General features: G+C 56.1%; 27 protein-coding genes and 2 pseudogenes. 23 read left to right on the top strand and 6 right to left on the bottom strand.

The genetic code is table 11. From position 1 onward, the window contains the following. Window positions 1-2 precede the first annotated feature (2 nt). Entirely contained in the window at window positions 3-1,079 is a 1,077-nt protein-coding gene (locus ACUTQY_RS15615) for a 3-deoxy-7-phosphoheptulonate synthase (protein ID WP_046688265.1), read from the bottom strand. A gap of 494 nt (window positions 1,080-1,573) precedes the next feature. Between ACUTQY_RS15615 and ACUTQY_RS15610 the strand changes: the two genes are divergently transcribed. Next, window positions 1,574-2,338 carry a DUF481 domain-containing protein gene (locus tag ACUTQY_RS15610; RefSeq protein WP_033641933.1) on the top strand — a complete coding sequence of 255 codons (765 nt, stop codon included), beginning with the start codon at window positions 1,574-1,576 and terminating at the stop codon, window positions 2,336-2,338. 47 nt (window positions 2,339-2,385) lie between these two features. Here the strand turns inward: ACUTQY_RS15610 and ACUTQY_RS15605 are convergent, their stop codons facing one another. Further along, window positions 2,386-3,252, bottom strand: a complete 867-nt coding sequence (locus tag ACUTQY_RS15605) for a helix-turn-helix domain-containing protein (RefSeq protein WP_071991632.1) — start codon at window positions 3,250-3,252, stop codon at window positions 2,386-2,388. Window positions 3,253-3,524: 272 nt separating this feature from the next. On the opposite strand from ACUTQY_RS15605, the gene ACUTQY_RS15600 reads away from it, so the two are divergent. The 22 genes and pseudogenes from ACUTQY_RS15600 to ACUTQY_RS15495 all read left to right on the top strand — a co-directional run bounded on the left by ACUTQY_RS15600 (window position 3,525) and on the right by ACUTQY_RS15495 (window position 22,125). Beyond that, window positions 3,525-3,830: a hypothetical protein gene (locus ACUTQY_RS15600; RefSeq protein ID WP_033641932.1), complete on the top strand. Its 306-nt coding sequence runs from the start codon at window positions 3,525-3,527 to the stop codon at window positions 3,828-3,830. Window positions 3,831-3,908: 78 nt separating this feature from the next. Continuing rightward, window positions 3,909-4,130 carry a TraR/DksA C4-type zinc finger protein gene (locus ACUTQY_RS15595; protein WP_033641931.1) on the top strand — a complete coding sequence of 74 codons (222 nt, stop codon included), beginning with the start codon at window positions 3,909-3,911 and terminating at the stop codon, window positions 4,128-4,130. Then, a complete protein-coding gene (locus tag ACUTQY_RS15590) occupies window positions 4,114-6,210 on the top strand; it encodes a replication endonuclease (RefSeq protein ID WP_080273365.1) in 2,097 nt (698 codons plus the stop codon). The genes ACUTQY_RS15595 and ACUTQY_RS15590 overlap by 17 nt, the downstream gene beginning before the upstream one ends. A gap of 63 nt (window positions 6,211-6,273) precedes the next feature. Next, window positions 6,274-6,468, top strand: a complete 195-nt coding sequence (locus ACUTQY_RS15585; protein WP_033641930.1) for a hypothetical protein — start codon at window positions 6,274-6,276, stop codon at window positions 6,466-6,468. 191 nt (window positions 6,469-6,659) lie between these two features. Then, on the top strand, window positions 6,660-6,863 hold the full coding sequence (locus ACUTQY_RS15580; protein WP_033641929.1) for a tail protein X: 204 nt from the start codon (window positions 6,660-6,662) through the stop codon (window positions 6,861-6,863). 3 nt (window positions 6,864-6,866) lie between these two features. Next, a pseudogene (locus ACUTQY_RS15575) lies at window positions 6,867-7,084 on the top strand (HP1 family phage holin). Further along, complete coding sequence (locus ACUTQY_RS15570; RefSeq protein ID WP_046688264.1) at window positions 7,068-7,580, top strand: lysozyme; 513 nt, start codon at window positions 7,068-7,070, stop codon at window positions 7,578-7,580. Before ACUTQY_RS15575 ends, ACUTQY_RS15570 begins: the two are co-directional and overlap by 17 nt. Before the next feature lie 53 nt (window positions 7,581-7,633). Beyond that, a complete protein-coding gene (locus tag ACUTQY_RS15565; protein ID WP_046688263.1) occupies window positions 7,634-8,098 on the top strand; it encodes a phage tail protein in 465 nt (154 codons plus the stop codon). Window positions 8,099-8,183: 85 nt separating this feature from the next. Further along, on the top strand, window positions 8,184-8,819 hold the full coding sequence (locus ACUTQY_RS15560) for a phage baseplate assembly protein V (protein WP_033641925.1): 636 nt from the start codon (window positions 8,184-8,186) through the stop codon (window positions 8,817-8,819). After that, a complete protein-coding gene (locus ACUTQY_RS15555) occupies window positions 8,816-9,166 on the top strand; it encodes a GPW/gp25 family protein (RefSeq protein ID WP_033641924.1) in 351 nt (116 codons plus the stop codon). The genes ACUTQY_RS15560 and ACUTQY_RS15555 overlap by 4 nt, the downstream gene beginning before the upstream one ends. Before the next feature lie 4 nt (window positions 9,167-9,170). Next, the gene (locus tag ACUTQY_RS15550; RefSeq protein WP_033641923.1) at window positions 9,171-10,079 is read left to right on the top strand and encodes a baseplate assembly protein; all 909 of its coding nucleotides are present in this window, start codon (window positions 9,171-9,173) and stop codon (window positions 10,077-10,079) included. Beyond that, window positions 10,072-10,593, top strand: a pseudogene (locus tag ACUTQY_RS15545) (phage tail protein I); the annotation flags it as partial. The gene ACUTQY_RS15550 and the pseudogene ACUTQY_RS15545, both read left to right, overlap by 8 nt. 2,768 nt (window positions 10,594-13,361) lie before the next feature. Further along, a complete protein-coding gene (locus ACUTQY_RS15540) occupies window positions 13,362-15,239 on the top strand; it encodes a phage tail protein (protein WP_033641921.1) in 1,878 nt (625 codons plus the stop codon). After that, window positions 15,239-15,796: a tail fiber assembly protein gene (locus ACUTQY_RS15535; protein WP_050594401.1), complete on the top strand. Its 558-nt coding sequence runs from the start codon at window positions 15,239-15,241 to the stop codon at window positions 15,794-15,796. The genes ACUTQY_RS15540 and ACUTQY_RS15535 overlap by 1 nt, the downstream gene beginning before the upstream one ends. 140 nt (window positions 15,797-15,936) lie before the next feature. Further along, window positions 15,937-17,106, top strand: a complete 1,170-nt coding sequence (locus ACUTQY_RS15530) for a phage tail sheath protein (protein WP_033641920.1) — start codon at window positions 15,937-15,939, stop codon at window positions 17,104-17,106. Between the two features lie 12 nt (window positions 17,107-17,118). Then, entirely contained in the window at window positions 17,119-17,628 is a 510-nt protein-coding gene (locus tag ACUTQY_RS15525; protein ID WP_033641919.1) for a phage major tail tube protein, read from the top strand. A 64-nt stretch (window positions 17,629-17,692) separates the two neighbouring features. Next, window positions 17,693-17,980, top strand: coding sequence for a phage tail assembly protein (locus ACUTQY_RS15520; RefSeq protein ID WP_033641917.1), 288 nt, complete (start codon window positions 17,693-17,695; stop codon window positions 17,978-17,980). Between the two features lie 32 nt (window positions 17,981-18,012). Next, window positions 18,013-18,135 carry a GpE family phage tail protein gene (locus ACUTQY_RS15515; protein ID WP_033641916.1) on the top strand — a complete coding sequence of 41 codons (123 nt, stop codon included), beginning with the start codon at window positions 18,013-18,015 and terminating at the stop codon, window positions 18,133-18,135. Continuing rightward, complete coding sequence (locus ACUTQY_RS15510) at window positions 18,128-20,221, top strand: phage tail tape measure protein (RefSeq protein ID WP_046688261.1); 2,094 nt, start codon at window positions 18,128-18,130, stop codon at window positions 20,219-20,221. Before ACUTQY_RS15515 ends, ACUTQY_RS15510 begins: the two co-directional genes overlap by 8 nt. A 22-nt stretch (window positions 20,222-20,243) precedes the next feature. Continuing rightward, complete coding sequence (locus tag ACUTQY_RS15505; protein ID WP_046688260.1) at window positions 20,244-20,717, top strand: phage tail protein; 474 nt, start codon at window positions 20,244-20,246, stop codon at window positions 20,715-20,717. Further along, window positions 20,714-21,808, top strand: a complete 1,095-nt coding sequence (locus ACUTQY_RS15500) for a phage late control D family protein (RefSeq protein WP_046688259.1) — start codon at window positions 20,714-20,716, stop codon at window positions 21,806-21,808. The genes ACUTQY_RS15505 and ACUTQY_RS15500 overlap by 4 nt, the downstream gene beginning before the upstream one ends. Before the next feature lie 89 nt (window positions 21,809-21,897). Beyond that, window positions 21,898-22,125 (top strand): ogr/Delta-like zinc finger family protein, encoded by a 228-nt coding sequence (locus tag ACUTQY_RS15495; RefSeq protein WP_033641912.1) that lies wholly within the window; start codon window positions 21,898-21,900, stop codon window positions 22,123-22,125. Window positions 22,126-22,268: 143 nt separating this feature from the next. Here the strand turns inward: ACUTQY_RS15495 and rplS are convergent, their stop codons facing one another. Genes rplS through rpsP form a run of 4 tightly spaced genes read right to left on the bottom strand, consistent with a single transcriptional unit; the run spans window position 22,269 to window position 24,309 of the window. Further along, complete coding sequence (gene rplS, locus ACUTQY_RS15490; RefSeq protein ID WP_015376707.1) at window positions 22,269-22,625, bottom strand: 50S ribosomal protein L19; 357 nt, start codon at window positions 22,623-22,625, stop codon at window positions 22,269-22,271. Window positions 22,626-22,673: 48 nt separating this feature from the next. After that, window positions 22,674-23,441 carry a tRNA (guanosine(37)-N1)-methyltransferase TrmD gene (gene trmD / locus ACUTQY_RS15485; RefSeq protein ID WP_046688258.1) on the bottom strand — a complete coding sequence of 256 codons (768 nt, stop codon included), beginning with the start codon at window positions 23,439-23,441 and terminating at the stop codon, window positions 22,674-22,676. A gap of 52 nt (window positions 23,442-23,493) precedes the next feature. Continuing rightward, the gene (gene rimM, locus ACUTQY_RS15480; protein WP_019455135.1) at window positions 23,494-24,042 is read right to left on the bottom strand and encodes a ribosome maturation factor RimM; all 549 of its coding nucleotides are present in this window, start codon (window positions 24,040-24,042) and stop codon (window positions 23,494-23,496) included. Window positions 24,043-24,060: 18 nt separating this feature from the next. Next, window positions 24,061-24,309 carry a 30S ribosomal protein S16 gene (gene rpsP, locus ACUTQY_RS15475; protein ID WP_004932501.1) on the bottom strand — a complete coding sequence of 83 codons (249 nt, stop codon included), beginning with the start codon at window positions 24,307-24,309 and terminating at the stop codon, window positions 24,061-24,063. Between the last annotated feature and the right edge of the window lie 21 nt (window positions 24,310-24,330).

Genomic DNA, 24,330 nt, shown 5'->3' with positions numbered 1-24,330 from the left:
ACTTACTTTTCTCCCGTGCGGGCCGTCAGCGCAGCGCCGAGTTCCTGATGCATATGGCGCAACAGGGTTTCCGTACTCTCCCAGTTGATGCAGGCGTCGGTGACGGACACACCGTAACGCATGTCTGCACGCGGCTGTTCGGAAGACTGATTGCCCTCATGCAGATGGCTCTCCAGCATAATGCCGGTGATTGAGCGGTTACCCGCCTTGATCTGCTCCACCACGGACTCGGCAACCGCCGGCTGACGGCGATAGTCTTTATTCGAGTTGCCATGGCTGCAATCTATCATCAAGGACGGGTGGAGTCCCGCCTCAAGCATCTGTTTTTCACAGGCCGCAACGTGCTCAGCGCTGTAGTTCGGAGTTTTGCCGCCGCGCAGGATCACGTGCCCATCCGGGTTGCCCTGAGTCTGCAGCAGGCAAACCTGGCCTGCCTGGTTAATGCCGACGAAGCGATGCGGCATGGCAGCGGCGCACATGGCGTTGATGGCGGTACCCAGGCTGCCGTCGGTGCCGTTTTTGAACCCGACCGGCATCGACAGGCCGGATGCCATTTCTCGGTGGGTCTGAGATTCGGTGGTACGCGCGCCGATCGCCGACCAGCTGAACAAATCGCCCAGGTACTGCGGGCTGTTCGGATCCAACGCTTCGGTAGCCAACGGCAAGCCCATGCCCACCAGATCCAGCAACAGGCGACGCGCGATATGCAAGCCTGCTTCAACATCAAACGAACCGTCCATGTACGGATCGTTGATCAAACCTTTCCAGCCGACAGTGGTTCTGGGTTTTTCAAAGTAGACGCGCATAACGATATACAGCTGATCGCTCAAGTCAGCCGCCAGGGTTTTCAAACGACGGGCGTAGTCCAGCGCCGCATCCGGATCGTGGATCGAACAAGGCCCACACACCACCAACAGGCGATGATCGCGCCCCTGCAAAATGTTGGCGATGGTGTTACGCGCAGTGGCGATTTCATTTTCGTCGTCGGCGCTGAGCGGGAACTGGTTCTTCAGCTCCTCCGGCGTGATGAGAACCTGTTCTGCACTGATGTGTACGTTATTGAGCGCGTCTTTTTGCATGATGCTATTCCTGTCGTTTGGCGTTATGCGTTGAAATGGAACATTGAGCGTTTCAGGGGTCTACCCTATCACGATATGTAAAGTTTTCAATCCATTTTCCGTAAATAAAAGATTACCGTCATTATCTTGCTTAAACTACCTTTGAACCAGGGTTGATAAAATAGATTTAAAATAAACAAATACAATATATTAAACAATTAAACAGCCCATCATCACGCTGTAGCCCCTCCTGCCAATAAAGCCACTTACCGTAAACATATTTGTACATTAAATTTTACAGCGAGGATGCACGGCCCATCTCGGTACCGACGGTCGGGCGAAGCAGGATCAGCACGAAATGCCGTCGAAAGCGATGAATTTAAGTAGAAGAAAAGCGAATAAATGAGGGATAAAAATTAAAAACTTAAGCTAATGGCGGCTATTTTTGTCGCCGAAATGAACCGATATAATGTGACCGTCATCAACAATAATCACCCTTAACAACTGGATCCAAGATGCTCTCTTCCCGCGCTCGTCGCGCTTTTCCGCTGTATATTTGCTGCTTAACGACTTTCACCAGTGTTTCAGCCCTTGCCGACAATACGCTTTTCACCGCGATGGACGATCCGGCCACCGCCAAGAAACCGTTCGAAGGCAACGTGCAGGCGGGCTACAACGCCCAGTCCGGCAACTCGCAGAGTTCCACTCTGTTGGCCAACACCAACATGACCTGGTTCAACACCGACGCGGCGTACAGCCTGTGGGGGGCGGCCAACAACACCACCTCTTCCAACGTGCGCTCGTCCGAAAAGTATCAGGCCGGCGGCCGTACGCGCTATAACCTGACCGATCGCAACTACCTGTTCGGCCAGGCCAGCTGGCTGAGCGACCGTTTCAACGGTTACGACTCACGCTCCACGCTGACCAGCGGCTATGGCCGTCAAATCCTCAACGGGCCGCTCAGCGACCTGCGGGTGGAATTCGGTCCCGGCGTGCGCCATGACGAATACCATGGCGGCGGCCGCTCGACCAAAGGGCTGGCCTATGGCGCGGCCAACTATTCCTATCAGCTGACCGACAACACCAAGTTCATTCAGGGCGTCTCCGCACTGGCGAACGAAGAAACCACGCTGAACTCGGAAAGCGCGTTGAACGTGGCGATCAACGATCGCTTTTCACTGCGCGTAGCTTACACCGTGACCTACAACAGCAAGCCACCGGCCTCTGCGCCGAAGAACACCGACACGACAACCTCGGTCACGCTGGTCTACGGCCTGTAACCTGCCCGCCCATTATTTCTCGAAGCCCATCATCGATGGGCTTTTTTTTATGCCTGCGGCGTCAACGTTAACCAGACCATGCCAAGCGCTTTCAATGCATCCGGAGAACATTGAAAGTCGACGTTGCCGCCGCTGACCCGCACCTGGTTACCCGGTAAACGCGCTATATCGTATACGTCCAGGTTACCGTCGATGTCCACCAGCCAGCGGCCATTGGCGATATGCGTAACGGCCAGATCCACCAGCCAGGATACGCGCCCGCCATCAACATAAGCCGGCTGAGCCACGCCGTCAGGAATCAAAGAACAGTCTGCCGACCACTGCCCCCCCTCTTTCAACTGCCCGGCGAGCAGGCGATATTTCGGTATCGTGCGAACTCCGGATACCGGAACCGCCGATGCGGCATCACCCCACATCTCCCCCTGGCCCGTCGCCAGCCACAGCAGCGAGACGCCTGTATCCAGAGCACAGGTCACCACGATATCGCCGGGGAAGTAGTTGCGGCGGACCCAGGTGCTCATCGTGCCTGAAGAGATACCCAGCAGGTCGCCCAATTCTTTTTGCAGATTGAAACCGTAAGCATCCAAAATGCGGCGCAATACCCCTTTCCCGCCGGAAGCCAAAACGCGATCGTAAAGCGCTTTACCTTGCGCAGATGACGCAGGCTTGCGATTTACTTTTGAATTTGCAAGTTCACCAGTCATCAGCCAGGCCAGGTCTGCTCCCGTAGTTAACGCGCAGTTGATAATGACATATCCGGGAACACTACCCCGCTGTTGCCAACTACTGATGTTATTCGGCGCTATCCCAAGGATTTCACTCAATTCCTTCTGCGTGCCAACGCCATAAGATGAAAGAACTCTCTCAATTACCGCTCCCACGGAGGTGTTGTTGTTTGTTGCATCTTCACGCATATCATCACCGATTAAAAATTAAATTCGCATTTACAAGTCGCATTTTGCGATTTAAAGTACCATCAATTCGCCGTCACTCGGCATGTCGATCGCTTTAGTTAAGATGATGCGACATGGGTAATGAAAATGCAAATACCGCAAGGCGACAAAAATCTTGCGTAATCACTTTGTTTACAGCGTGTTTACTCAAGTTTTCGCCTTTAAACGACGGATAACCAAACCTTGCTTTTGCGAGTATTCATCCATCATCAAATTCAGATAAGGAGGCTGTCATGCTACTGGCCAGCGAGGAGCAACGGGCTATCGGCCTGCGGCGTATTGCTGAAATCCGCCGCACACTGTTTGCCCGGCAACCCAACCATGCCGAAGAGATTTACGACACGGCGCCGCTGCACCTGCGCCATACGTTTTGCTTCCACGCCGGGCTGACTGAACGCTATGTGTGGTTAAAGTTTCACGAAATGGGTTATGCCGAACGGCGGAAAATCGTCGCGGCACTCAATGAACTCATCTCGCTCAGTCAATCGTTGCCGCGCTATATCAGCGAAACAGACTGTCTGTTAACCCCAAAAAAATAACCTTTCGAATCAAGCTGGCGTGCAACCCGCCGGGCACCGCTCGGCCCAAATTCACCCTATTAAATACTGGAAAATATTATGGCTGATACTATTGATATGGCGCAGGAGCGCCAGGCATTGATGCTCGAGAAACAAATTGCGTATGCCAGGCCGGTTGCCACAGCGCCCTCGGCGTTCTGCTGTGCCGATTGTGACGCGGCGATTCCTGTGGCGAGACGCATCGCGATTCCCGGCGTCAGCCGCTGCGTGACCTGCCAGCAGCTATCAGAAGCCAAGCAACGTCATGTCGCTCGCCGTTAAAAATAGGCCGGCGGAGCATCTGCCGGTCAACGTCTCTGCCATACAACACGCAGCGTACGGTGATTACGCCTATCCATGGAATGCCCCACGACGTGCGATAGGACGCGAAGCGGCGCTGAATCGCGACCAACTGCGCCAATGGCAAGCGATACTGCAGTGCATTCATGACCTGCCTTATTATTTGCGCACGCCGTTCCTTGAGCGCCACCGCCAACTGCTCAGCCAGAAGGGAGCCTACGCCGCCTGGCATTATCTGGTGCGAGTTTTCCATCGGCGGATATGGCCACGCATTCAGCAGGTAAATAATAATTTCGGTTTGGATCAACGCAAATCACTGCACTTTGGCAGCGAAGCGGACAGCTATAGCGCACTGCCCGCGCTGGGCGATAAAGCGCTGGAGCAGTTGGCGCGGCGTATCGGGGGCCAACTTTCTGCGCTCTACCAGAGTGAATGTGACGCCTTGCTGGCGAAGCATGGCAATAATGCAGAGATCCTGCTACACGCGGATATACAGCGCCGCCTCTATCGCCAAATCGCCACGATGGCCCGCGCCTTCAATATCCAGCCCATGCACTGGCGCTGTTATCGTAAAGGTAAGTTGGACAGCGAGCGGGCGATTGCGGCGCTGTCGCGCCTGACCGACGATCGCTGGTGGCTGCGGCGTCTCAAAATGCAGCGCATGCAGTGGCGCGAGGCGCTGCAAATCGCGATAGGCAACGTCCGCAACAACACGTCACCTTATGCCAGCAGACAGGCCCTTCACGATGTCAAGGCTCGGCGTCAATCGAACCTCGATTATCTTCACCGTTGCGAGCTGGAAAACGTCGCCACGGGCGAGCGCGCCGATCTTATGGATAAAGTGCTCGGCAGCATCGCCAATCCCGCCATTCGTCGTATGGAGTTGATGAATACCCTCGCCGGTATAGAAACCTACGCCACTCGCAACGGCCACTGCGGGTTGTTTATCACGTTGACGACGCCGGCACGCTTTCACCCTATCCAGCATGTCGGCACACGAGGCAAAATGCGCTTCAATACACGCTGGCAAGGACAAGCCCTAACACCGAAGGATGGCCAACGTTATCTGGTTGCCCAGTGGGGGAAAATGCGAACCGCCTTCAAGGATCGCCGTCTGCAGGTCTACGGTATGCGAGTGGTTGAGCCTCATCATGACGGCACGCCGCACTGGCATCTGATGATGTTCACTCCACAAATGCAACGTCAGGCAGTGCTTGACATCATGCAGCGTTATGCGCTGCAACAGGATGCAGCAGAACCTGGCGCCCAACAACATCGTTTCCAGAGCAAACACCTCAACCGGGGTGGCGCAACCGCCTATCTGGCCAAATATGTCGCAAAAAACCTCGATGGATATGCATTGGAGGAAGAGCTCGATCGCGAAACCGGCGCCCCGCTGAGCGATACCGCCCGCGCGGTCAGCGCCTGGGCCGCCACCTGGCGCATCCCCCAGTTTCATCCCTTCGGCCTGCCCGGTCTCGGGGTCTACCGCGAATGTCGACGTATTCGCGGCCAAAACCTGACGCCGCAGTTTGACGCCGGCACCGAAGCCGTGCGCGCCGCTGCCGACGCCGGCGACTTTGCCGGTTACATACAGGCGCAAGGCGGCGCCAATGTGCCACGCAGCCACCAGTGGGTGCGTGTCGCGCGCGAAGCCTCAGAAACCCGGAACGCTTATGACGAGCCCGTCACAAAAGTTGTCGGCATTTATGCACCGCATTTGGGAATTGAGCGGGTATACCGAACGCGCACCGTGCAATGGCGGATCGTCGCTAAAACACTCGCCGCCGCGACGCCTTGGAGTTCTGGCAATAACTGTGGAACGCGCGCTCTTTACTTGCCGCCGGCACCCGCGCCGTCGGCTCGTTTGACGCCGCCACAGCGGCAGCATTGTCTGAATATTGCCCGCAAACTTCGAGGTATTGGCATAGAACCGCAACGCTGGCAGTTGGAGGTTCTCGCACGCGGCGGCAAAATTCATTTTGACGGCCTCCTTGTACAATTTCCGCTAATCAATGATTGGCCGTATTTTTACTGCACAAATGATAAGTCCAACCATTGACGCCTTTAGCGTTTTGCTTAATACTGTATAAATACACAGTATAATCAAGAGAGGGCAAAAACAGTGGAAATTATGGATAAACAACAAGTAACACTGTCCCGCATCCAATTCATCGCCGATGTTTCACAGGCTGCGCAATGCAGTGCCTCCGAGTTTCTGATCGCCATGTCGCTGATCTCCGATTTGGCCAGTCAGGTGCTGCCGAACAATGATTATCAAGAAATATTTTATCCCGCTGACGAACACCCCCCCTGCTAATCCCTCCAGCCAAACGTTTTTCATCCCCCCGCCGCCGGCGGGGTTTTTATTTCTGCCGGCGGCACTTTTGCGCCTCAGTTGTGCCATCTCATCCACAACCCCCTCGCGTTGCCCCTCCCTCCCACGCGCGCGAAACTGAAGATATCCGGGGCCACAGCCCTCTCTCCCAACGCTATCGCAGGATGGTAATGATGAAAATTTATGCACAACAAGGTGACACCATTGATGCGATTTGCTGGCGCTACTACGGCAGCACGCAACGCCAGGTGGAACAAGTCTATCTGGCTAACCGTGGCCTCGCCGATCTGGGGCCCCTGCTGCCGCACGGTCAACCGGTGGAATTGCCGGACCTGCCTGCGGCGGCCCAACGAGAAACCGTCAAATTGTGGGATTAAGCGATGGAGAAACTCACTTCAACCCTTGCCTATTTCGTCGCGGCTTGCCTGGCCTGGTTAGGGAGCCACTCTGCACAGGACATTGCCATCCTGGTCGGCGCCGCAGTCGGCGTCGGTACCTTTGCAGTGAATTGGTACTACCGGCGTAAAAGCTACCAGTTGCTGAAATCGCTAAAAAAAACGGCCTGAAACGCGGAGTCTACGATGAGCTCACTCGCTAAACGCTGCAGCGTGGCGGCTATTTTAACCCTCGCTGCCCTGCTGCCTCAGTTCAATACGCTGAAAACCTCTGAGGAAGGTTTGCGCCTGATCGCCGATTTCGAAGGCTGCCGGCTTTCACCCTACCAATGCAGTGCCGGCGTCTGGACCAACGGCATCGGCCACACCGCCGGCGTGAAGCCGGGCGCCGTCATCAACGAACGCCAGGCGGCCGCCCATTTGATCGACGATGTACGCGCCGTAGAGCGCGGTCTCGCGCGCTGTATGGATGTCAAGATGCCGCAGCCGGTTTACGACGCCGTCAGCGCTTTCGCTTTCAACGTCGGCGTCAACGCCGCCTGCAATTCAACGCTGGCCACCTTTGTCAAACGTCGTCAGTGGCAGGCGGCTTGCGATCAACTGCCTCGTTGGATTTATGTCAACGGCGTCAAAAACAAAGGACTGGAGCGCCGCCGCACGGCCGAACGTGCGCTATGTCTGAGCGGCATCTCACGCTGATCGTTTTTCAACAAACGCCCACTCAAACCGCTCCCTTTTTCAGGAGATACATCATGTTAAAACCCGAACAGCTCCGTGCAGCACTGTTCAATGCCATTCCCGTGTTGCAGCAAAACCCCGAACGATTGCGCCTTGGCATTGCTAACGGCCGCGTGATCTCAACGCTCGCCCCCTCGCTGTCCTTCGAATATCGCTATCAGCTCAATCTGGCGCTGGATGGGCCGTCAGCTGACGACGACCGGGTCATGGTCGCCGTGCTGGCCTGGCTGCGCAGCCACCAACCAGACCTTCTTGCCAATCCGGACAAGCGTAAAAATGATTTTTCGTTTCAGAGGGATATAGACACGCCGAACCAGTTGATATTGCAGCTGCAACTCACCGAACGCATCCGGGTGGAACTGCGCGATGGCGCATTGCATATCACCCCGCTGGCTGAACCTCCCGAACCGGAGAACGTCGTTCGCTTCACCCAGGTTTATTTGCACGGAGAGTTACTCAGCGAATTTGGTCAGCCGTAGCGCCCTACAGGCAGCTTCGGTTGTGCCGGCGGCAGCCAAACGCCGTCGCGTTGTCCCCCTTTTCATCCAGCGGCATTCTTGAGACATGAACACAGACAACTTCGATATTCAGCGCCTGGTGCGCAACCTGATACGGATCGGGACCGTCAGCGAGCTCGACCTGGAACGCGGGCGCTGCCGCGTCGCCACCGGCGGCAATCTTACCGACTGGCTCAACTGGCTGACCGGACGGGCCGGCGACGCACGCAGCTGGTGGGCGCCCAGCATTGGTGAACAGGTCTTGGTGCTGTCACTTGGCGGGGAACTTGAAACCGCTTTCGTGTTGCCCGGCGTATTTTCCGATGCTCACCCCGCACCGTCGGCCTCAGCACAGGCGGCGCATATCGCTTTTCCTGACGGTGCAGTGCTCGAATACGAGCCGGCTACCGGGGCGCTTAAGGCCGTCGGCATAAAAAGCGCCACCATTGAAGCCGCCGAGCGGATCACTCTGACGGCGCCAAACATCACCTGTATCGCCAGCGGAAAAATTACGCTGGACGCTCCCGAAGTGGAGTGTACCCAGCAACTCACTACCGGCACCATCGCCATCCATCAGGGCGGCTCGATGACCGGCGATCTCAATCACACCGGTGGCAGCATCAGCTCTAACGGCATTGTGGTGCATACCCACACCCACGGTGGAGTGCAAAACGGCGGAGGCCAAACGGACAAACCAGCATGAACAACGCGAAATTTCTTGGCATGAATCGCGGCAACGGCCGCGCAATCGCCGATCTCGAGCACATTCGCCAGTCGGTGAGCGACATCCTGATTACGCCTATCGGCTCACGCGTCATGCGCCGCAGCTACGGTTCGTTGCTGTCCGAGTTGCTGGATCAGCCGCAAAACGACGTTCTGCGATTGCAAATGATGGCGGCCTGCTACAGCGCACTGCTGCAGTGGGAACCACGCATTCGGTTGACGGGCATCAGTTGCAACACCACCTTTGACGGAAAAATGGTGGTCGACATTACCGGCAACCGCACAGATACGCCGGATGCCTTTTCTCTTTCTATTTCAGTGAGCTGACACCATGGCAACCATTGACCTGAGTTTATTACCCGCCCCGACGGTGGTGGATCCTCTCGATTACGAATCGCTGCTGGCCGATCGCAAGGCCACGCTGATTTCCCTTTACCCGGAAGAGCAGCGCGAAGCCATCGCCCGCACATTGGCGCTGGAATCGGAGCCGATCGTCAAACTGTTGCAAGAAAATGCTTACCGCGAACTGCTGTTACGCCAGCGCGTGAATGAAGCCGCAAAGGCCGTGATGCTGGGTTATGCCAGCGGCAGCGACCTCGACCAACTGGGCGCAAACTTCCAGGTGCGACGCCTGGTGGTGCAACAGCCGGATGACAGCGTCATCCCGCCCTTGCCGGCGGTCATGGAATCGGATAGCGATTTCCGCGTGCGCATCCAACAGGCATTCGAAGGCTTAAGCGTGGCTGGATCCAGTGGCTCTTACGAGTATCACGGTCGTTCCGCCGATGGCCGGGTCGCCGACGTTTCCGCAATAAGTCCGAGTCCGGCCAACGTGCTGATTTCCGTACTGTCACGCGAAGGAGACGGTACCGCCAGCGCCGAACTGGTGGCGATCGTCGATAAAGCGTTGAACGATGAAGATGTGCGCCCGGTGGCCGATCGCGTCACCGTCCGCTCTGCCAACATCATCAGCTACAACATCGATGCCGTACTGTACCTCTACCCTGGCCCTGAAGCAGAACCGGTACGTCGCGCTGCCGAAGCCAAACTGAAAAATTACATCAGCGCCCAGCACCGTTTAGGCCGTGACATTCGCTTGTCGGCAATCTACGCCGCACTGCATGCCGAAGGGGTGCAACGCGTTGAATTGAAGACCCCGCAGGCCGACATCGTATTGGACAAAACCCAGGCGTCACATTGCGCTTCTTATCGTCTGACGGTGGGAGGCTCCGATGAGTAACCGTCTGCTGCCGGTCGGCTCTTCCCCGCTGGAGGTCGCGGCTGCGGCCGCCTGTGCCGAACTGGCCGCCATGCCGGTGCCGCTGCGCGATCTGTGGGATCCAGCCACCTGTCCGGTCAATCTGCTGCCGTACCTGGCCTGGGCCTTCTCGGTCGATCATTGGGATGAAACCTGGACGGAAGATGCCAAACGCAGCGTCGTAGCCGCCGCTTTCTTCATCCACCGTCACAAGGGCACCATCGGCGCTATTCGCCGTGTGGTGGAACCGTTGGGTTACCTGATCAAACTGCGCGAGTGGTGGGAAACCAACGGTGAGCCCGGCACCTTCACGCTGGATATCGGCGTGTTGGAGAACGGTATCACCGAAGAGATGTATCTGGAAATGGAGCGGATGATCGCCGATGCCAAGCCGGTCAGCCGCCATCTGACAGGCCTGGCGCTGAACCTCGAAGCCGCTGGCGCAATCGACGTCGCCGGCGGTCAATATGATGGAGAGCTTACTACCGTGTACCCCGACTATGCCAGTCTCGCCCTGCAAATGCTGGAGGGACATTACCAATTCTTGCAACGCAATACCGGCACCACGCTGGACTCGACTCAGCAACACTTCGTGTTCAACGACGAACATGTTTTGGCCGATTCCCGTCATGAACGCGAGCTGTCGCGCATGGCGGGGCTGCCGAACGACGCCACCACCGAAGGACAGGCTCTGCAGATCCTTGGCTATGCCCATGCGTATCTGGCGACCGGAGAACAAAAATATTTGGATCAGGCCATCGCCTGTTTTGACGCCTATGTGACCTACTTTTACGACGGTGCGCCGATCCCTGACAGCCCTCAACGCTGGATCGCCAACTGGATCGTTAACGCCAAAGAGCCAGTGCCCGCCAATTGGCCGGTCGATACGAGGGATCCGACGCATAGCGGTTTCAAAGGTATTCCGCTAACGTTCAACAAGGGCCGTACGCAGATCCCTCACGGCGCGCCCTACTGGGGTGAATATCTCGACATCGCTACTTTCGCCTTCGACGGCGCGCTGGCCTGGGATGCCGTCAACGCCCAGGTGCGCGCGCTCAATGCCGCCGGTGAAATCGACTGGAATAACGACGGTACACGCTATGACGTGGACTGGATCATCAATTGGCAGGGTTACCAGATCGGCGCCGACGGCGAGATCCTGGCCAAAGGGCTGCCCGCTGAACAAATCGGTACGGTGCAATTAAAAGACGCCACGCTCGGCGGCAATCACAAGCTGAATTTCGCCAATCGCCAACCGGTCGAACACGGCGGCGTGTTAATCGAACGCAATCAGGTACAGCATAACCGTCCGCTGCATGTGCCGGTCCCGCACAACGCCATGGGCAACGCGGCCGATGCCGAGCTGTGGTTTGCCGACGCCTGCTATCTGCTACACAGCATCACCGGCGAGCAGCGCTATTTCAACGCCTGGAAAAGCGTTGAATTCACCGCGATGGAATATACCGATATTGATGCGCAGGATAAGTTCTTTCGCCAGAGCCGCAGCGCCAATACGCCGTTTACCGACGGCATCTCCTACGATTGGTCATACCCTTCCGGTGCGCCGGTAAGCTACGGCCGCAGCGCCGAAGGCATGATCACCATTCGCAAAGAGATAGCATCGCAACAATCGCTGGAACAACAGGCAATCTGGTTCCGCATTAATCGCCAGTCAAAAATCCGCACCTGCTTTGGCGGCGTCGACGATCAGAATCAGCCGATCTCCTGCAAAATACAGCTGTCTATAGCACCGGAAAAAAACGCGGCGAGCACCACGGAATGGGGCATCGGCCTGCCGCAGTCGCTCCAACCTCAGGTAAAAACTTACGACATCGCGCTCAGCAGCCTGGCGGCGCTGACGAAAGAAGACGGCAGCGACTATCTGCTGGCCGATCTGCGCGCAGTGACCGACTACGGCGGTTGCGCGATCGCCAGCCAATTTGAGGAACAGGTTTACGACAGCCGCAGCGCGACAGTGATCCAAGCCCGTTTCCCCAATGACGACGCAGGTATGGTGATCGGCGCCTGGTTGACCGCAGAGGAAAGTTTCCCCGTTACGCAGTTGGTCTATCGCGCGGACGCCGACTTCAACCTGCGGCTCGAAGATGATGACAAATGGCGCTGGTATTGGATGCTGCCCGCCACCGCCGGCAAATGGCAAATCGCAAATTTCGCCCCGCAAGCGGCTACGCTGAGCGGCTATCAGCCGGACCATCAGGATGTCGAGCCCAAACCGGCTGCACCTCGCTTCAGCCGCGTCAAGCAAGTAACCATTCTGCAAGACGGAAATGTACCGGACGCCACGTTCAGCTACTACGTACTGAACGACATTCCACCGACGCTCAACGCCGATGACGGCTACACGATCCGCTATCGCATCACGTTCCAGGCGGCACACCCCTACACCGCGCTGTTGGGAGACTGCACCCTCCTGAATCACCGCCGCGACGGCCTGTTCTGTACGCCGGGCGTCATGCCGTTCTCCAACATTTATCAGGCGGACAGCCAACAGTTCGATGGTTGGCACGGCATGCCTTATCCGGGCTACCAGTACCCGTTCATTTTCGTGCACGCCGCCGCCGATCCCGACGGGGTGATGCTCAACAACATGGTCGAGTTTCTGTGGCAGTCGCAGCAGTGGTATCAGCAGCAATTCGGCGTGCTGGGCCCCAGCGCATCGGCCTATATCTGGAACCGTTGGGACAATCTGAGTTACGGTCCGGCGGATACCTGGACCATGTATCACTGGGGTGACGGCACGGCCTGGTCCGGCTATCAGCCACGCGCCTTCTTCGGTGCCGCGCGCGCCTGGCTCGAGTTACAGCAGGCGAGCAAAACGCCACCGCTCAAGCTGGTGGAATATGTCGAAAACTGGCTGCGCTGGCTGATTGATTTTACCAATGACGCCGGCGGTGTCACGCCGACCGATTTCCCGATGGCCAGCCTGCCGCAGCCCGATGCACAGGATTTTACCGGCCACATGTGCGGCCTGTGGCTGGCTGGCGCGGTGCTGGCAAGAATGGCCGGCAGTGAAATTGAGGGCCTCGAACACTTTATCGAACAATGCGTTACGGAATTACAAAGACATTACCTCTCCACCGGTGACGTGATGGACGGCGGCTGGTCGCCCGCGCCGCGTCTCGGCACCGATAACGGCATGTTCTTCGGCTTTTGGTCAGGCGAGATCCTGCGCGGATTGAGTCTGTATGTGATGTATAAAAACGGCCTTACCTACCCGGCCGGCAAACAGAAGAGAACCACACCATGACAGCAAAATACCGCGCCCTGCTCACCGAACAGGGCAAAGCGCTGCTGGCTAACGCTGCAGCAACCGGCCAAAAGCTGGAAATTACGCATATGGCGGTCGGCGACGGCGGCGGTTCGCCAACGCAGCCCGATGAAAGCCAGACCAAGCTGGTGAACGAAAAACGGCGCGCCGAGCTGAATTCACTGCAGATAGATACCGGCAACAGCAACCAAGTGATCGCTGAACAAGTGATCCCGGAGGACGTTGGCGGTTGGTGGATCCGCGAGCTGGGGCTGTATGACAAAAACGGCGTGCTGGTGGCGATCGCCAATACGCCCGACACCTACAAGCCGCAGTTGACCGAAGGTGCCGGCCGCACCCAGGTCGTGCGCATGGTGCTTCTGGTAAAAGGCGACGCCAATGCGGCGATCGTCGCAGACAAGACCGCCTTACTGGTCTCGCGCGATACGCTGAGTGCAGCCATTGCCGAACATGCCCGCTCGCGCAATCATCCTGACGCCACCTTGCTGGCAAAGGGTTTCACTCAATTGAGCAACGACAGCAATAGCGGTAGCGAAACGCTGGCCGCTACCCCGAAAGCCGTCAAAGCGGTTAACGATGCCTCGCTGAAAATCGCGGCGAACCTGAAAGACCTGCCAAACAAGTCCGTCGCGCGCGGCAACCTGGAGCTGGGTACTGCCGCCACACGCAACGTCGGCGCGCAAAAAACCAACCTGATGGAGGTGGGCGCGTTCGGTTTGGGGGGGGGCCCGATACATCGCGAAGACGCTCTGAGCAACCGTGGCGAAATCTATCGGGTTACGGGTGCATCGAAAAATGCGCCGGGCGGCGGTGTTTATGGCGTCTTGAACCTGCCGTGTGACGGCGGCCCTTCCAGCGGCTATCTGGCGATCCAGCCTAATGGATCATCTTACATCGGCACGTCCACGACCCCTGACAAACCGCTGAACTGGTACCGAATTTACACTACCGGCTTTAAACCGACGGCCACAGACGTCGACGCCTACAGCAAGGCGGAAGCCGACGGGAAGTTCGTCAAACAGAGCGGCGATACCATTACCGGCGCTTTAACGGTCAATGGAGCGATTGAGAGTAAATCCGGCCTCACTACACCCTCTTTAGCCGTAAATGGCAGCGTAACCATCGCCGGAGCGTTGACCACAAAAGCCGGTGTCGAGCTGTTCGGTACCACCCCCTATCTGGATTTTCATTACGGCAATAGCAACGGTGACTTCGATGTCAGACTCATCAATGACAACAAAGGCACCTTAGCCTTTCACGGCAATGAATATTACGTCAATGGCAAGCTGAGCGCGACGGGTGATGCCTGGATAGGCGGAAAGGCCAATATCAACGGTATGGCCGCTTTTTATAGTTCTGATTTTATTACTAAACAAGGAAATCTTACTCATCCCGACGGCAATCGCCAAACAAACGGTATGCGTCTACAGGGGCAAGGTAATCTGCTCGTCGATCTTTACCACTATGAGAAGGTCGGGAGCCACCATGAGTTCGGTATCCATGTTGCCAACGGCGGGGCCGATGGCTGGTTCAGCTTCCGTAATAACGGTGAACTCCGCGCGAACGGCACCTTATTTGCTGCAGGTGCCGCTTATCAAACAGACGGCAATATTAACGGCGGCATTTGGGGAGGCTATTTAAGCAACTATCTCAATCACAACTTTGTGCGGGATGTTCGCCTGGGTAATGTGGAAAGTATCGCTACCTGGCGAGGCCCCGGCTATTCGGATAGCGCGGGTTATGTCCTGACCGGCGCAGCAAACAACAACGTGGATGAATACATCGACGTAATTTTCCGTCGTCCGCTGCAAAAACACATTGGTGGCAATTGGGTTACCGTCTGGAGCGTATAATGATGAATAACATGAAAAACTTTACCCTCGCCGCGCCGGAAACGGTAGAACAGAAACAGCTGGCCGCCTCGCACGGTGTTTTGTTTTTAAAATCCGATGCCGGGGAAGACTGGTATGAATGTCAAAAAAGCTTCCGTCCTGAGACGGTAAAACTGATGTATGACAAGGACGGGATCATTCGTTCAATCACCGCGAAACCGAATGCCGAAGGCCATTATGACGTTTCCGGATTTTTCCCAGAAAATATGAGTGTGGCGGAGGTCGAAAACTTGCCGGAAGGCGCTGATATCAACGGCCGCTGGATTTTTGATGGAGAAAACATCATACCAAGATCGTATTCAACTCAGGAGCTACGGCAACAGGCCGCCAATAAAAAACAAGAGTTGATTAAGCAAAGTTCGCTGCAGATAGAAACGCTTAACGACGCTACTGACCTGGGAATGGCGAGCGAAGAGGAACTGCGGCTGCTGACCCGCTGGAAAACCTACCGCGTATTGCTTAATCGGGTCGATCCCGAAGCGGCCCCGGATATCGACTGGCCGCAACCACCGCAATAACGTCGTTCAACGCCCCGCCCGGGGCGTTTTTTTTCTTTATTTTTCCTGCTGTTGTACCAGTTATCCCACACCCCGAATGAGATGCGGCACCACCTCCCAACAGGCATGCTGTCATCACCAACCACAAACGGAGTAATGCTATGGGTGACTATCACCACGGCGTGCGTGTCCTCGAAATCAACGAAGGCACCCGCGTAATTTCCACCGTCTCGACGGCCATTGTCGGCATGGTTTGTACCGCAGAAGATGCCGATGCAACCCTGTTTCCTCTCAACACCCCGGTGCTGATTACCGACGTCCTGGCCGCCAGCGGCAAAGCAGGTAAAAAAGGGACGCTGGCGCGTTCGCTGCTGGCGATCGCCGAGCAGACTAAGCCGGTAACCGTCGTGGTACGCGTGGCGGAAGGGAAAGACGAGGCCGAAACCACGTCCAATATCATCGGTGGCGCCGATGAAAACGGTAAGTACACCGGCATGAAAGCGCTGCTGGCCGCTCAGGCCGAGCTGGGCGTGAAACCGCGCATTCTGGGCGTACCGGGCCATGATAATCAGGAAGTGGCGACCGCGTTGGCCGGCATCTGCCAGCAGCTGCGCGCTTTCGGCTATATCAGCGCTTACGGCTGTAAAACCGTGTCCGACGCCATCAAATATCGCGCCAACTTCAGCCAGCGCGAACTGATGCTGATTTGGCCGGACTTCATCAACTGGAATACCACCACCAACAGCAGCGACATCGCCTTCGCCACCGCTCGTGCACTGGGGCTGCGTGCCAAGATCGACCAGGAGACCGGCTGGCATAAAACCTTATCCAACGTCGGCGTCAACGGTGTGAGCGGTATCTCGGCCAGCGTATTTTGGGATCTGCAAACCGCAGGCACCGACGCCGATCTGCTGAATGAAGGTTGCGTCACCACCCTGATCCGCAAAGATGGCTTCAAGTTCTGGGGATCTCGCACCTGCTCCGACGAGCCGCTGTTCCAGTTTGAAAACTATACCCGCACCGCGCAGGTATTGGCCGACACCTTGGCCGAAGCTCATCTGTGGGCGGTTGACCGTCCGCTTACCCCGACGCTGATCCGCGACATGATCGACGGCATCAAGGCCAAGTTCCGCGAACTGAAATCCGCCGGTCTGATCATCGACGGTGACTGCTGGTATGACGAAAGCGCCAACGACAAAGAGACCCTGAAGGCCGGCAAGCTGTTTATCGATTACGACTACACCCCGGTACCGCCGCTGGAGGATCTGACTCTGCGTCAGCGCATTACCGATCGCTACCTGGCGAACTTCGCCGCATCCGTGAACAGCTAAGGAGACTGAAGCATGGCACTGCCAAAAAAACTGAAATACCTGAACCTGTTTAACGACGGCTTCAACTACATGGGCGTGGTTTCCTCAATGACGCTGCCGAAACTGACACGCAAGCTGGAAAAATTCCGCGGCGGCGGCATGAGCGGCGCAGCCTCGGTGGACTTCGGCCTGGACGACGATGCGCTGGTGGTGGAATGGACCATGGGCGGCATTGACGAACTGGTGCTCAAGCAATGGGGCCGCGTCGATGCGGTACCGCTGCGCTTTACCGGCTCTTTCCAACGCGACGATACCGGCGACGTCTCTGCGCTCGAAGTGGTGATGCGCGGCCGTCATAAAGAGATCGACAGCGGCGACTTCAAGCAGGGTGAAGATACCGAAACCAAAGTTTCCACCGACTGCACTTACTTCAAGTTGAGCATCGACGGCAAAGAGCTGATCGAGATCGATACCGTCAACATGATCGAAAAAGTCGACGGCGTAGATCTGCTGGCAGCGCACCGCCGCGCCATCGGCCTGTAATTTTTCACCTCAAACGGCCAGCCCCGCGCTGGCCCCCTTTTTCCGACTGAAAACTGGATACCCCATGGAACTGAATGCATCCCAGGAAAACACCGTCGTCCTGAATACTCCGATTAAACGTGGCGATAGCGAAATCACTCGCGTGCAAGTGACCAAGCCGAATGCCGGCAGCCTGCGCGGCATCGGTCTGGCCGCGCTGGCCAACGCCGATGTCGATGCGTTGATCACTATTCTGCCTCGGGTCACCTACCCGAACCTGACCAAGGAAGAGTGTGCCCGTTTGGAACTGCCTGACCTGATTGCGCTGGCCGGCCAGGTGATCGGTTTTTTGTCGCCGACATCGGCCGAGTAACGGTCGATCCTACTCTGACAGTAGATGACCTGATGGCGGATATCGCGGTGATTTTCCACTGGCCGCCGTCAGAAATGAACGGCATGACGCTGGCGGAGCTGATCGGCTGGCGCCACAGAGCGCTGCAACGTAGTGGAGTAAAAACAGATGAGTAACAGCAGACAGGAGCTGGAGTCACAAAACGAGATTGTCATCGGGCTTCAAGCGATAGCCAAGCAGAGCAAAGAACTGATGAGGCAGTTGCGCAGGCCCACCGGGGATAAAAACCTGTACAACAGTCTGGGACAGGATATCCAACGAGCAGAGAAAAAAGTCAAACATCTGCGCCGGCAGGAAAATGACATCGACGCTTTCCAAAAGACGAACCAGTCGCTGGCTGAGACCAATAAGTTGCTGGCAGCGTCGCGCAAAAAATCCACCGCGCTGGCAATGCTGACGAAAGATCGCGAGCCAAGCCAGCGTTCCCGATTTATGAACAAAGAGATTGCGCAGGTCGCGGAGACGATAAATGCCCTGGAAAAGAAACGTGATCTCCTCGCCGCAATCGATAAAAGCCAGCGCCATCATCTTACCCAGCAAGGGATTAATCTACAATCGCTCGGCAATGAGCGCAAAAATCTGCGTGACGGCAGAATTAATGCCGGCGCCGCTATCGTTACCCTAAAAGAACAACGGCAATCGATAGCGCAGGAGCGCTATCGATCCGCACAGGCAGGCAATCAAGCGCGCCTCGACAAGCTGGAAAAATTACGCAACACCAGCAGCGCAGGCTTTTCTGTCGCCAAAAGTGCCGCCATAGGGGGAGCTAACCTGCTGGCGCCGGGAATCGAATTTGAAAAACAGCTTTCTCAACTGCGGGCACAGCTGAATCTGGGCAAGTCCGATCCGCAGCTCACGGCTCTCGAGCAGCAGGCTCGCGGTATGAGCCAATCCGGTTATACCCCGGATCAAGCCCTACAAGCGCAAACAGCGCTGGCAAAACAAGGGTTGAATGCCAAGGAAATTTTAACGGCTTCGCCCGCCGCACTGACACTCTCCGCCGCGACGGGCAGCAGCGTCAACGAAACCGCCGCAACGATGACGGAAATGCAGCGCAGCTTCAATCTGGGCCCCGAGCAATTCGATCGTATTGCCGATGTATTGGCGCTGGCCAGCAATCAATATGGCATGGATGTTCGGGCCGTTGGTGCAGCCATGAAAAGTAAAGCCACAACAGGTGCCGATATCTTCAGTGCGGCGCAACAGATTGCGCCTTTGGGCAGAGAAAAACTCCAGGCCAACCAGGTTGCCGGCTCAGCGCAGCACTTGGTCACCGTCAAAGGCGACAATATAGAGGGTGATATCCAAAAGCTTTTTGCCTCATGGGATAGCCTGAGAATCAACTTGTTTACCGGCCAAAACGCAGCCCTGCGGGAACTGACCCAAACGGCGACAGAGTGGCTGGTAAAACTGAATACCTGGATAACCAATAATCCGGCGTTAGCCGGCACCTTGCTGCAGGTCGCCGGTGGGCTCACGTTATTGCTCGGCGGCCTCAGCGGCGTCAGCCTGGTCGCCACCCAGGTACTCTCAGGGTTCTCTATTATCAGCGGCGCGATCCTAAAGGCCGGGCAAGCCATGATGTGGCTGGGGCGTATAGCGATGGCCAACCCGCTGCTGGCCATTGTCGGCCTGGTTGCGCTTGCCGCTTTCACCCTGATTGAAAACTGGGACAAGGTCGGCCCCTTCTTTAGCCACCTTTGGGAACAGATATCGGCAGGGTGTGAGGCGCTGAAGAATTACATTTCAGACACCATTGATGGCTGGATAAAACAACTGACTTCATTGACCGAATATCTTCCCGACTGGATGCAATTTGGCGATAAGAGCGGCACCTCTGGCAATGCCGAAAACGGCAGCGCCTGGTTTGCCGGCAAGTTCGATCGCGGGGGAGACATTCCTGCCGGACAATTCGGCATTGTAGGCGAAAACGGTCCTGAGTTGGTCAGCGGCCCCGTTCAAGTGACCGGCCGCCGCCATACGGCCGCCATGTCGGCGGCTTTACTGTCGCTCAGCGCGCCTGTAATGCCGGCCTCACCGGTAGCAGGTTCGCCGGTAACCCAAATCCAGGTTCCGTCGGTCACTATCAACATCACTGCCGGCGCCGGTCAGAATGAACAAGACATCGGCCGCGAAGTCGCGCGGCAATTTGAATTGCTTGCTCATCGCCAAGCGGCAAACGCCCGCAGTCGGATGAGTTAATCTCGCGAATAGGAGAAATATGATGATGCTGACCCTCGGCATGTTCGTTTTTATGTTGCAAACCGTGCCTTATCAAAGCATGCAACGCAGCGCCAATTACCGCTGGCCGACCCTGCCGCGCATCGGCCAGCGCCCTGCCGCGCAGTTTCTGGGAGTAGACAATGAGAAAATAACGCTGACGGGAGTCTTGGTACCGGAAGTAACCGGAGGGACATTATCATTGATGGCGCTTCAGCTCATGGCTGCCCAAGGCAGAGCCTGGCCGCTGATCGAGGGCAATGGAACTATTCATGGGATGTATGTCATTGAAAGCATAGTCGACACGAAAACCCAGCTTTTCTCGAACGGCAGCGCGCGACAGATAGAGTTTACGATCAATCTGATGCGCGTTGATGAATCGCTGATCGCCATGTTCGGCGATCTGCGCCAACAAGCCTCTGACCTTGCCGATAAAGCAGGTCAGGCTGCGGCGCGGCTCGGGGAGATGCTGCCGTGATCACGCAAACCCCCGTCCCTATTGGCGCGCTCATTGCGCCAGACTATGCCCTGTTTTTACAGCAAGCGGACATCACGGAGGCTTTCCGCCACCGTCTGCTCTCATTGACGTTAACCGATAATCGCGGTTTTACCGCGGATCGATTGGATCTTGAGCTCGACGATGCGGATGGGCAAATCGCCATGCCCAAACGCGGCCAAACGCTCACTGTGAAGCTCGGCTGGAAAGGACAAGCCTTGATCGACAAAGGCAAGTTTATCGTTGATGAAATCGAACATCGTGGCGCACCGGATAAACTCGTCATTCGGGCCCGCAGCGTCGACTTTCGAAACTCGATGAACGTGGCGCGAGATCATTCCTATCACGATCGCACCCTTGGTGACATCGTCAACGAAGTGGCCAACCGTAACCGGATGGGGCATACGCTGGCGGCAGGACTGGCAGAGATCAAAATCACGCACATCGATCAGTCTCAGGAAACGGATGTCGCCTTTCTTACCCGGCTGGCGACCATGAATGGTGCCGTCGCCGCCATTAAAAATGAACGCCTGCTGTTTCTGGTCCCAGGTTCCGGTCTAAGCATCTCGGGCAAACCTCTGCCGTCACTGACTTTGGAACGCAGCGATGGCGACCAGCACTACTTCAATGTGGCCGATCGAAACGCTTACACCGGCGTTATTGCCAAATGGCAAGATATTCAGCATGCCAGGCAACAACAGATGACAATACAACGTGAGGAAGGGAATACCACAGATGAAAATGCGGCTTCAAGCTATCTGGCAGGTGAAAGCAATAACGTTTTTACCCTGCCGACGCTCTACGCGAACAAAGAAAGCGCAATGCGTGCGGCAAAAGCGAGGTGGGCAAACATTCAACAAGGGAATGTGCAATTTTCCATAAACCTCGCCGTCGGCCGGCCTGATCTCAGTCCAGAAACGCCGATCCACCTAAGTGGATTCAAAGAGGTTATCGACAGACAACCTTGGATCATTAGTCAAGTCGTTCACACGCTTAATGATCGAGGTTTCTCCACCAGCCTCGCATTAGATGTACTGACTCAACGCATGGAGTTTGCAATCACGGAGGGGTGATAATTCATTTGCATCTTAATCTTGCTTTTGCGAGTTAATGAGCTATTATAAGTCATATAACCTGATGTAGCAGAACGAGGGATTCAACTATGATGCACTGTCCATTATGCGGTCACGTGGCCCACACTCGCTCCAGCCGCTATCTGAGCGAGTCGACCAAAGAGCGTTACCATCAATGCCGCAACATCAATTGCAGCTGCACGTTCGCCACGCACGAGTCCGTCGCGCGGGTGATCGTCAAACCTGGCGATGACATTATCCCGGCGCAGCCTCACCCGCCGGAGAGTCAGCAGAAACAAAGCGCCGCGGCGCTGTAATGCAAAAAGCCTGCTTATGCAGGCTTTATTATGTTGGCGGTGCGCAGACGAAATCTCGCAAATGCAACCTGCCGAGGTTTTAAGATAAAAAAAGGGGTTGGCATAGGCCAACCCCTGATAACTATTAACTTTTGGATGCAGCGTTAGTTAACGCGGTTCAGACGCTCTTTGATACGAGCAGCCTTACCAGTACGTTCACGCAGGTAGTACAGTTTAGCTTTACGAACGGCACCACGACGTTTAACAGTAATGCTGTCGATTACTGGGGAGTGAGTCTGGAATACACGCTCAACACCTTCGCCGTTGGAAATCTTACGAACAGTGAATGCAGAGTGCAGACCGCGGTTACGGATAGCGATAACCACGCCCTCGAATGCCTGCAGACGTTTTTTGCTACCTTCAACGACCCATACCTTCACTTCCACGGAATCACCCGGACGGAATGCAGGTACGTCTTGTTTCATCTGCTCTTGTTCAAGTTGCTTAATAATGTTGCTCATAATATGTCTCTTACCCTAGGTAAACTGATATATCGGTCCCGTCTGATGTCAGACGTTTCCTTCATAGTCCTGTTGCCTGGTCTGATGTTCCCGTTGGAACTCAGCCAGCAACACCGCTTGCTCGTCAGTCAGAGCTAGGCTTTCTAGAAGTTCAGGTCTTCTAAGCCAGGTTCGGCCCAGCGACTGCTTTAAGCGCCAGCGACGTATCTCGGCATGGTTGCCCGACAGCAGAACCGACGGTACTTCCATTCCTTCCAACACCTCGGGGCGGGTATAGTGCGGGCAGTCCAGCAATCCGTCGGCGAAGGAGTCTTCCTCCGCTGAGGCCTGATGGCCCAGCACACCCGGTATGAAACGGGCGACTGAATCAATCAGGGTCATCGCCGGCAGTTCCCCGCCGCTGAGAACGTAATCGCCGATTGACCATTCTTCGTCAATTTCGGTTTGGATTACGCGCTCGTCTATCCCTTCGTAACGGCCGCACACCAGAATCATCTTCTGATTGGCCGCCAGTTCGCACACGCCGGTTTGATCCAGCTTGCGCCCCTGAGGTGACAGATAAATCACCTTTGCTCCCTCGCCTGCCGCTGCTTTCGCCGCATGAATGGCTTCCCGTAAAGGTTGCACCATCATCAGCATTCCCGGGCCGCCGCCGTAAGGGCGATCGTCCACGGTACGATGCCGGTCGTAGGTGAAGTCGCGAGGACTCCAACACTGCACGCTCAGCAGGCCATTTTTTACTGCCCGGCCAGTCACCCCGTAATCGGTGATAGCGCGGAACATCTCAGGAAACAGGCTTACAATACCGATGAACACAAGCCAATCCCCTTACCGTTATTCCACTTGCTTCGACCGTTTGATCCGGGGGTCAAAAACCAGGATCCCAATCTGCCTCAATCACGCGGGCAGTGAGATCGACTTTCTTGATAACCTGCCCATGAAGAAACGGAATCAACCGCTCCTTCATGCCGAACGCATCTTTCAGGTTCGCTTTCACAACCATCACATCGTTCGAGCCGGTTTCCATCATATCGATGACTTTACCCAGCTCGTAGCCGGCGGTGGTGACTACCTGGCAGCCCATCAGGTCTTTCCAGTAGTAATCGTCACCCTCCAGCGGAGGAAGTTGCTCAGAATCCACCATAATCTCGCGATTAGTCAGCAGATTCGCCGCGTCCCGATCGTCAATGCCTTTGACTTTGATGATCAGATCCTGACTGTGGCGCTTCCAGTCTTCCAACTCGATATGCTGCCACTGACCCGCCTGCTGGATAAACCACGGCTGATAGTCAAAAATGCTTTCGGCGTTCTCGGTGGATGAAAACACTCTGAGCCAACCACGAATGCCGTAAGCGGACCCCATTTTACCGAGTACAATCGGCTGCTTAGGCGCTACCGGTTTGAGTTGCTTGCTCATTGCCACCACCGCGACAGATTAAGCTGCTTTCTTAGCGTCTTTGATCAGCGCGTGAACGCGATCAGAAACGGTTGCACCCAGACCAACCCAGTGCTCGATGCGGTCCAGGTCCAGACGCAGTGCTTCAGCCTGACCGGAAGCGATCGGGTTGAAGAAGCCTACGCGCTCGATGAAACGACCATCACGAGCGTTGCGGCTGTCGGTCACTACTACTTGATAGAACGGACGCTTTTTAGCGCCGCCACGTGCCAAACGAATTGTTACCATAACATCCTCTTTAGTTAATAA

This window comes from Serratia sp. TSA_130.1 (assembly GCF_052691795.1).
The sequence above is the reverse complement of the archived record's forward strand: the minus strand, read 5'-3'. Positions and strand labels throughout refer to the sequence as shown.

What these genes read in the sequence shown, in the direction of transcription:
- ACUTQY_RS15615 (WP_046688265.1), bottom strand. Translation starts at nt 1,079, where the DNA reads ATGCAAAAAGACGCGCTCAATAACGTACACATCAGTGCAGAACAGGTT.
- ACUTQY_RS15610 (WP_033641933.1), top strand. Translation starts at nt 1,574, where the DNA reads ATGCTCTCTTCCCGCGCTCGTCGCGCTTTTCCGCTGTATATTTGCTGC.
- ACUTQY_RS15605 (WP_071991632.1), bottom strand. Translation starts at nt 3,252, where the DNA reads ATGCGTGAAGATGCAACAAACAACAACACCTCCGTGGGAGCGGTAATT.
- ACUTQY_RS15600 (WP_033641932.1), top strand. Translation starts at nt 3,525, where the DNA reads ATGCTACTGGCCAGCGAGGAGCAACGGGCTATCGGCCTGCGGCGTATT.
- ACUTQY_RS15595 (WP_033641931.1), top strand. Translation starts at nt 3,909, where the DNA reads ATGGCTGATACTATTGATATGGCGCAGGAGCGCCAGGCATTGATGCTC.
- ACUTQY_RS15590 (WP_080273365.1), top strand. Translation starts at nt 4,114, where the DNA reads ATGTCGCTCGCCGTTAAAAATAGGCCGGCGGAGCATCTGCCGGTCAAC.
- ACUTQY_RS15580 (WP_033641929.1), top strand. Translation starts at nt 6,660, where the DNA reads ATGAAAATTTATGCACAACAAGGTGACACCATTGATGCGATTTGCTGG.
- ACUTQY_RS15570 (WP_046688264.1), top strand. Translation starts at nt 7,068, where the DNA reads ATGAGCTCACTCGCTAAACGCTGCAGCGTGGCGGCTATTTTAACCCTC.
- ACUTQY_RS15565 (WP_046688263.1), top strand. Translation starts at nt 7,634, where the DNA reads ATGTTAAAACCCGAACAGCTCCGTGCAGCACTGTTCAATGCCATTCCC.
- ACUTQY_RS15560 (WP_033641925.1), top strand. Translation starts at nt 8,184, where the DNA reads ATGAACACAGACAACTTCGATATTCAGCGCCTGGTGCGCAACCTGATA.
- ACUTQY_RS15555 (WP_033641924.1), top strand. Translation starts at nt 8,816, where the DNA reads ATGAACAACGCGAAATTTCTTGGCATGAATCGCGGCAACGGCCGCGCA.
- ACUTQY_RS15550 (WP_033641923.1), top strand. Translation starts at nt 9,171, where the DNA reads ATGGCAACCATTGACCTGAGTTTATTACCCGCCCCGACGGTGGTGGAT.
- ACUTQY_RS15540 (WP_033641921.1), top strand. Translation starts at nt 13,362, where the DNA reads ATGACAGCAAAATACCGCGCCCTGCTCACCGAACAGGGCAAAGCGCTG.
- ACUTQY_RS15535 (WP_050594401.1), top strand. Translation starts at nt 15,239, where the DNA reads ATGATGAATAACATGAAAAACTTTACCCTCGCCGCGCCGGAAACGGTA.
- ACUTQY_RS15530 (WP_033641920.1), top strand. Translation starts at nt 15,937, where the DNA reads ATGGGTGACTATCACCACGGCGTGCGTGTCCTCGAAATCAACGAAGGC.
- ACUTQY_RS15525 (WP_033641919.1), top strand. Translation starts at nt 17,119, where the DNA reads ATGGCACTGCCAAAAAAACTGAAATACCTGAACCTGTTTAACGACGGC.
- ACUTQY_RS15520 (WP_033641917.1), top strand. Translation starts at nt 17,693, where the DNA reads ATGGAACTGAATGCATCCCAGGAAAACACCGTCGTCCTGAATACTCCG.
- ACUTQY_RS15515 (WP_033641916.1), top strand. Translation starts at nt 18,013, where the DNA reads ATGGCGGATATCGCGGTGATTTTCCACTGGCCGCCGTCAGAAATGAAC.
- ACUTQY_RS15510 (WP_046688261.1), top strand. Translation starts at nt 18,128, where the DNA reads ATGAGTAACAGCAGACAGGAGCTGGAGTCACAAAACGAGATTGTCATC.
- ACUTQY_RS15505 (WP_046688260.1), top strand. Translation starts at nt 20,244, where the DNA reads ATGATGCTGACCCTCGGCATGTTCGTTTTTATGTTGCAAACCGTGCCT.
- ACUTQY_RS15495 (WP_033641912.1), top strand. Translation starts at nt 21,898, where the DNA reads ATGATGCACTGTCCATTATGCGGTCACGTGGCCCACACTCGCTCCAGC.
- rplS (WP_015376707.1), bottom strand. Translation starts at nt 22,625, where the DNA reads ATGAGCAACATTATTAAGCAACTTGAACAAGAGCAGATGAAACAAGAC.
- rimM (WP_019455135.1), bottom strand. Translation starts at nt 24,042, where the DNA reads ATGAGCAAGCAACTCAAACCGGTAGCGCCTAAGCAGCCGATTGTACTC.
- rpsP (WP_004932501.1), bottom strand. Translation starts at nt 24,309, where the DNA reads ATGGTAACAATTCGTTTGGCACGTGGCGGCGCTAAAAAGCGTCCGTTC.